Source organism: Gemella sp. 27098_8_155, from assembly GCF_041433725.1.
Taxonomy (GTDB): Bacteria; Bacillota; Bacilli; order Staphylococcales; family Gemellaceae; genus Gemella; species Gemella haemolysans_D.
Map to the genome: position 1 here is coordinate 1 of NZ_JAPWCA010000033.1, position 5,847 is coordinate 5,847.

Here is a 5,847-nt window from a genome sequence, read left to right on the forward strand (position 1 = left end):
TTTTTCTTCATCTGTCAACTTAGCTGGATCTTTTACTAATGTTTTGTCCGCTGGTTTAACGATGTCGTTTCCTGCGTTTGGTTTCGCTGCGTCTGCTTCTGTTTTAACTAAGTCTTTTCCTAGGATTACTGCTGTTTTTCCGTCTTTAGTTGTTACTGTCGCATTTCCTTTGTCATCGATTACTACTGTTGAGTCTGGATTTACTTCTTTTACTTTCGCTGCGATTGCGACTTTTTCTTCGTCAGTTAATGCGTTCGGATCTTTTACTAATGTTTTGTCCGCTGGCTTAACGATGTCGTTTCCTGCGTTTGGTTTAGTTATATCAGTTTCTGATCTGAATAAATCTTCCGCTGGAATCGTTGCTGTAGTTCCATCTTTTAGAGTAACTGTCGCATTACCATTTTCATCGAATTTAACAGATTTAGTTTCTAGGTTTAATTCTCTTAATTTTTCTTCTACTTTAGCTTGGTCATCTGGATCATTTGCTTCACCAAATACTTTATCTGCTGGTTTCACAATATTAGAGTTACCTGCTCCAGCTTTTTCTGTATCTTCTTTAGTTCTTACTAAATCCGATGCTGGAATTGCCGAAGTTTTACCATCTGGAGTAGAAACAGAAACAGTTCCATTTTCATCTATCGTTACAATAGCATCTGGATTAACCTCTTCTACTTTAGCAACAATCTTAGCTTTCTCTTCATCTGTCAAGTTAGCAGGATCTTTCACGATAACTTTATCAAGTGGTTTATTAATGTCGTTTCCACCTTTACCGTTATCTAAGTCTTCTTCGGTTTTAACTAATTTAGCTGGATTAATCGTTCCTTTATCACCATTTCCAGTAGTTACCTCGATTTTACCATTTTCGTTATATTTAACTTCTTTGGCTGTGGGGTTAACTCTTTTAACTTCTTCTAAGATTTTAGCTTTTTCTTCATCTGTTAATGCACTTGGGTCTTTTACAAGAACTTTGTCAATTGGTCTATTGATATCTCCAATTGCTTTAATAGCTGCCTTATCTGCTTCTTCTATTACATTAACATCTTCTACACTACTTACTGCGTCGATTGCTGCTTTAGCTTTATTCGCAACTTTATCTACTTTAGCTTTTAATGCTTCTTTAGCTTTAGAAGATAAATCATTACGAGCATCAATTTCTGCTTTTTTAGCTTTTGCTTCTTCATCGATTGCTTTACGAGCATTTGGTTTATCTTCAACCAATGGTAAAGATTTTTCGATTTCAGCTTTTGCTTCGTCTTCTAAAGCTTTAACATCTGCATCTGATTTAGCTGCATCGATTTCTTTTTTAGCTTGTTCTGCGATTGCTCTTGCTGCATCTGCTGCTACTTTCTTCTCTTCATCGGTAGCATCAGGTGTATTTTCAATAGCTTTTAATTGCTCTGCCAGTTTGTCGTCAATTGCTTTCTTAGCCGCTGGCTTAGCTTTCGCTTCTGGGTTTACCGCTTTAACATCTGCTACACCTTTATCTTTAGCTGCTTCTACCGCTTGTTGAGCTGCTGTTGCTTCTTCTGGTGTATCTACAGTATCAGGTTGAGCATTGATTGCATCTGTTGCTGCTTTTGCTTTATCTTGTGCTTCTTTCTTAGCTGCGTCTTTTTCTTCTTTTGTTAAGTCATCGCGAGCGTCGATTTCTTCTTCTTTCTTAGCTAGTTCATCTGCTACAGCTTGTTTTGCCGCTTCTTTCGCTACTGGATTTACAGTGGCAATATTATCTGTACCTGTAGTTTGCGCTCCATCAACTTCTGCATCTGTTGTTGCGTTGTCGATTGCTTTTTTCGCTGTATCTGCAATATTTTTCGCCGCTAATTTTGCAGCTGCTTTTTCTTTATCTGATAAATCTGTACGAGCATCGATTGCATCTTCTTTCGCTTTTAATGCATCATCAATTGCTTTTTTCGCTGCTGGTTTTTTAGCTGCTTCTGGGTTTACTGCTTTAACATCTGATACTCCAGTGTTGTTCGCTGTATCTACTGCTTGTTGAGCAGCCGTTGCTTTATCTTCAGAATTTGCGATAGCTGGTTGAGCATTAATAGCATCAGTTGCTGCTTTTGCTTTATCTTGCGCTTCTTTCTTAGCTGCGTCTTTTTCTTCTTTTGTTAAGTCATTACGAGCATCGATTGCATCTTCTTTCTTAGCTAATTCATCTGCTACAGCTAGTTTTGCTTGTTCTTTAGCAATTGGGTGTACTGCTGTTACATCTGCAACACCTTTATCTTCTGCATCATTAACAATTTTTTGTGCTGCTGCCGCTGCATCTGCTGTTTCTGCATTATCAGGTTGAGCTTCAACTTTTGCAAGTTCTGCATCTGCTAATTTCTTAGCTTCTGCTTTTGCTGCATCTTTTTCTGGTTGTGTTAAATCTGTACGAGCATCAATTTCGTTATTTTTTGCTGTTAATGCATTCGCAATAGCTTCTTTGGCATTTTCTTTCGCAATTGGATTAACTTTACCGAATTCTGTAGTTCCAGCATTTTTTGCTGTATCTACAGCTGCATCTGTCGTTGCTGCATCGATTGCTTTTGTTGCATCTTCTGCTGCTTTGTTAATTTTAGCAATAGCTGCATCTTTTTCCGCTTGGCTTAGGTTTTTATCTGCAGTAATAGCATCTGCTTTTGCTTTACGAGCTGCTTCAATATCCGCTTTAGCTGAATCTTTTTTCGTTACTACTGGGTTATCAGCTGCGATTGCAGTTGCACCTGCTTCTTTTGCTTTATCTAATTCTGCTTTTGTCGTTACATTAGCATCATTAATTGCCGCTACAGCTTTTTCTTTATCTGCATTTACTTTTGCGATTGCAGCTGCTTTTTCTTCATCAGTTGCATTTGGAGTTTTGTTAATTTCAGCAATTTTATCTTCTGCTGCTTTGTTAACTGCATCAATTGATGGTTGTTTGTTAAGGTTAACGAACTCAGAAAGTGGTTTTTTATCAACAGATCCATCTTTATAAGTTACTACTAAATCAGTTCCAACTTTTGTGATTGTATCAATTCTTTCATCTTTTTCAGCTACTTCTTGACCACGTTTAGCTTCTAAATTCTTATCTGGGTTTGTTTTTGAGTATTCAATTTTAAGTTTTTCTTTAATTTTGTTAAACTCATCATCTGTTACAGCTGATGGGTCTGTTACAGCTACTTTATCAGCATCTGCAGGTGATTGAATGTCATATTTTTGGGTTTGAGGTTTAAGCATTACCCTGAATGCACCGATATCAGCTGCACTAGTTCCAACACCTGCGATTTCTCCTCCATCAGCATCAGTAGCCCTTACATAACGCCATCCTAAAGCTACACCCGCTGGATTTTCTCCTTTAGTCGCTTCTTTTAGTTTATCTAATGTGAAGTTTCCTTCTGGTGCTGGAGTTCCTGAATATGTAATTACCGCTGGTGAATCCTCACTTGCTGTTGTTTCTGCACTGAAAGTATTCGCAGTAAATCCATATTGAGTATTAATTTTATTCGTTTCACCTTCTACTGGTTTAAACTCTTGGTTACTACCACCTCTTACTGTGGCACTAACAATTTTCCCGCTATCATCTTTGATTTTAATATCAAATGAGTTTTCTTCTGCACCGTATACAAACACTTCTTTTTTATCTGGTGCTGGATCTGAGAATGGGATTTCAGCTGTTGGCGCTTGGTTTTCTCTTACAATTACTTTTCTAGTAATAGTATTCGCAGAGTCTTTACCTTGACTATCTACAGCTTTAAGAACTAGTGTGTATTCTCCTGGCGTTGCAGTACTAAATGTTGTTGCACTTGCTCCATTAACTGATACTAACTTGGCTTTTACTGGCTCACCAACTGTAAGTTTTGCATCATCTTCTTTGTCTGCTACTGTTGCTAGAGTTGCAATATCAAATGCTTCTCCTTTTTTCACAACTACGTCGCTTCCGTTATTTGTTGCCGCGATTGTAGGTGCTTCGTTCGTTGCAGTTAATGCTAGACGTTTAGCCTCTGCTGCTTCTGTTGTTCCAGGTTTAGCTCCTCCTGCTGCACTGTAACCAGATTGCGCTTGTAAGTTAATTCCATTAGCACCTTCTTTAATTGCGTTTTTAAGGAATGTTAATTTTACAATGTGGAAGATAGGATCATCTTGAGTATCTGCCATAGTTGCAGTTAGCGTTGATGCGTCTTGAGATTGAGGATTCCCTCCGTTCATAATTACTTGACGGTCCCAAGAACCTGTGAATCCTACCCATAAATTATTCGCGTCTTTCGGAACTTTTACCAATACTTCTTTTTGTCCCGCAACTACTGTATCATTAACAAATTTTGGACGTCCAAGATAAACTCTTGTTTCATCGTTTAATTTATTATTTTCACCTTTGTATTGAACAGTAACCTTAGTTTCATCTGTACCTTTATTGTATGGATCACTACCAGATTTTAATGGTGCCTCTAAATTCACAGTCCATTTTCCATTTTTTACTACCGTTTCATAAGTTTTTGTAGCTCCTCCTGGAGTTGCGACTGTCACTACTACAGTTTTACCATTAGTTCCACTCCCTGATAAAGAAGTATCCGCAGAGGTTACTCCATTACGTCTTACATATGAAGCATCCTCATAGTTTACTGTACTGGTAACTTGAGGAGAACCTGAATCGTTTCTTCTAAATCCTGTGCCTTCTTCTGCTTTTGCATTAGTTGCGTGAGAATTAGCTGTACTTGGCTCTGTGTTCTCAGCTTTTTTACCTACAGTTTCTTTACCGTTTGTAGTATCTACCGCTGGTGTTTCTTTTTTCTCTGCTGGTTTATTTTTTAATTTTGAGTTTACAGTCGTTACAAGTTTATTATACGCTGCATTTAATTCTGCTTGTGTTTTGGCTGACACTAACGTTGCTCTTGCATTCTCTAACTCAGTTGTTAATACTGCTACAGATGCTTCTGTTTTGTTAGAGTATTTTCCAGCTTCTAGATTAGCTGAAACCTCATTGATATAAGCTTCTAATCCACTTTTATCTAATTTAACTTCTACAGCTACTTCTTGTTTTACTTCTGTTTTAGGTGCTTCTACTCCTACTTTTGCTGCTACTGCTGCTACGCTTTCTTTAGTGTTTTCTGCTTTTTCCGGCTGCGCTACTGCTTTAGGTGCAGCTTCTGCTTTCTCACCTGCGTTTGTCGTGTTGTCCGCAGTTGTATTGTTAGAAACTTCTTCTGATGCTTGAGCTACCGCCCCTGCACCTAAAAAGATACTTGCACCGATTACTACTGATGCCGTACCTACTTTGAATTTTTTGATAGAATATGTTTCTACCTTAGTACCTTCTTTTAACCCTTTCAAATACTCATTATTTTTCCTGTCATAAAATTCCTCCTGTAATCTTTAATATAAGAAATTTTAAAGCTTCACTATTATACATGAAGTTCTTTTCATTTATAGTTAATTTTTTAATTAAAAATAACCATTATAAAAAACTTCTTTCAAAGCTTAAAATTTCTTTTTTAACCTAATAAAATTAATTTTCATAACTTTATTTATTTACAATATTGTTACATAATAACTTTACCAAAATTTGCATTGTTTGTCCATAAAATATACTCTGATTTTGCTTATTTTTTAAATATTTATCATCTGATTTTTCATTATGAAATTTTCAGTAATATTTTTGTTATTATTAAATTAACTTTTACTTTATTTGTATATACTTTTATCTAAAATATTTAATACTTTTTAATGTATATAGTTTTCAAAAATAGTTTTTCATTTTCAGGAAGTGCTATACATAACTTCTATGATGTTTTATAACAATAGTCTTTGTTCTCTATTATATTATTGAAATATGTGAAATATATATTTTGCAACTTAAAAAAAAAAAAAAAACACCCTCGA

The 5,847-nt window shown here is 36.1% G+C and carries 1 protein-coding gene; it reads right to left on the reverse strand.

The features are described 5' to 3' along the window. Window positions 1-5,298, reverse strand: a 5,298-nt coding sequence (locus O5Y44_RS08620; RefSeq protein WP_371465986.1) for a DUF1542 domain-containing protein, incomplete at its 3' end; no start/stop codon positions are given. Window positions 5,299-5,847 lie beyond the last annotated feature (549 nt).